1 pseudogene is annotated in these 362 nt (G+C 70.7%); it reads right to left on the bottom strand.

Annotated features, from left to right (window positions below):
• Positions 1-362 (bottom strand): annotated as a pseudogene (locus EN846_RS33940) (hypothetical protein); the annotation flags it as partial.

The following is a 362-nucleotide window of genomic DNA, read 5'->3' as shown; positions in this document are numbered from 1 at the left end:
GCACACGTCATCGGCACAACGCGCCAGCAACGCATTGCCCAGGGTCTGCCGGGCAGCTTCCAACGCGCGCAGCAGCGGCACGCCGGCATCCAGCAGGATGGCCAGTGTCGAGGCGAAGCGCGCACTGTTCACACCGAGCACGAAACGCCCGGCCATCGGCAGCCGCAGCAGCATCGCGTCCCAGCGCAGGCGCAATTCGGGCCGGCGCAACGCCAGCCGCCAGGCCACCACCAGCGCAGCGATGCCCAGCCCCACCCACACGCCCCAGCTGCGCACGAACGCGCTGGCGGCCAGCATCACCTGGGTAAGCATCGGCAGCGTCTGCCGTGCCTGCACGAACGCGGTCACCACCTGCGGCACCA

This window comes from Mesorhizobium sp. M4B.F.Ca.ET.203.01.1.1 (genome assembly GCF_004791025.1).
GTDB classification, from domain to species: domain Bacteria; phylum Pseudomonadota; class Alphaproteobacteria; order Rhizobiales; family Rhizobiaceae; genus Mesorhizobium; species Mesorhizobium abyssinicae.
This window is presented reverse-complemented; position numbering and strand designations above follow the sequence as displayed.